The sequence below is a fragment of the Arthrobacter sp. AD-310 genome (genome assembly GCF_054656615.1).
This window is the reverse complement of record NZ_BAAHNO010000048.1, coordinates 1-1702: the sequence shown is the minus strand read 5'-3', so window position 1 is coordinate 1702 and position 1702 is coordinate 1. Positions and strand designations below refer to the sequence as shown.

Below are 1702 nucleotides of genomic sequence, written 5' to 3'. Positions count from 1 at the left end.
GGTGGGTGTTATTTCCATCTGCCTGGTTGTTTCGTTTTCAACGGAGAGTTTGATCCTGGCTCAGGATGAACGCTGGCGGCGTGCTTAACACATGCAAGTCGAACGATGAAGCCAGCTTGCTGGTGGATTAGTGGCGAACGGGTGAGTAACACGTGAGTAACCTGCCCTTGACTCTGGGATAAGCCTGGGAAACTGGGTCTAATACCGGATATGACCTTCCATCGCATGGTGGTTGGTGGAAAGCTTTTGTGGTTTTGGATGGACTCGCGGCCTATCAGCTTGTTGGTGAGGTAATGGCTTACCAAGGCGACGACGGGTAGCCGGCCTGAGAGGGTGACCGGCCACACTGGGACTGAGACACGGCCCAGACTCCTACGGGAGGCAGCAGTGGGGAATATTGCACAATGGGCGCAAGCCTGATGCAGCGACGCCGCGTGAGGGATGACGGCCTTCGGGTTGTAAACCTCTTTCAGTAGGGAAGAAGCGAAAGTGACGGTACCTGCAGAAGAAGCGCCGGCTAACTACGTGCCAGCAGCCGCGGTAATACGTAGGGCGCAAGCGTTATCCGGAATTATTGGGCGTAAAGAGCTCGTAGGCGGTTTGTCGCGTCTGCCGTGAAAGTCCGGGGCTCAACTCCGGATCTGCGGTGGGTACGGGCAGACTAGAGTGATGTAGGGGAGACTGGAATTCCTGGTGTAGCGGTGAAATGCGCAGATATCAGGAGGAACACCGATGGCGAAGGCAGGTCTCTGGGCATTAACTGACGCTGAGGAGCGAAAGCATGGGGAGCGAACAGGATTAGATACCCTGGTAGTCCATGCCGTAAACGTTGGGCACTAGGTGTGGGGGACATTCCACGTTTTCCGCGCCGTAGCTAACGCATTAAGTGCCCCGCCTGGGGAGTACGGCCGCAAGGCTAAAACTCAAAGGAATTGACGGGGGCCCGCACAAGCGGCGGAGCATGCGGATTAATTCGATGCAACGCGAAGAACCTTACCAAGGCTTGACATGAACCGGACCGCCGCAGAAATGTGGTTTCCCCTTTGGGGCTGGTTTACAGGTGGTGCATGGTTGTCGTCAGCTCGTGTCGTGAGATGTTGGGTTAAGTCCCGCAACGAGCGCAACCCTCGTTCTATGTTGCCAGCACGTGATGGTGGGGACTCATAGGAGACTGCCGGGGTCAACTCGGAGGAAGGTGGGGACGACGTCAAATCATCATGCCCCTTATGTCTTGGGCTTCACGCATGCTACAATGGCCGGTACAAAGGGTTGCGATACTGTGAGGTGGAGCTAATCCCAAAAAGCCGGTCTCAGTTCGGATTGGGGTCTGCAACTCGACCCCATGAAGTCGGAGTCGCTAGTAATCGCAGATCAGCAACGCTGCGGTGAATACGTTCCCGGGCCTTGTACACACCGCCCGTCAAGTCACGAAAGTTGGTAACACCCGAAGCCGGTGGCCTAACCCCTTGTGGGAGGGAGCCGTCGAAGGTGGGACTGGCGATTGGGACTAAGTCGTAACAAGGTAGCCGTACCGGAAGGTGCGGCTGGATCACCTCCTTTCTAAGGAGCGCCTACAACAGTTGCTGCCGGGTGTATGTCTGGTGGTGGTGTTGTCAGGAGAATGCCCGTTGCACGGACGAATGTTTCGTGGCGGGTGCTCATGGGTGGAATATCAACAAATAGGTGCCTGGTGGCACGGACC

The 1702-nt window shown here is 56.3% G+C and carries 1 rRNA gene; it reads left to right on the top strand.

Annotated elements, in window-relative coordinates:
• The first annotated feature begins 37 nt into the window (after nt 1-37).
• Nucleotides 38-1560 (top strand): 16S ribosomal RNA (locus ACYQ1Z_RS19825).
• The last annotated feature ends 142 nt before the right edge of the window (nt 1561-1702 follow it).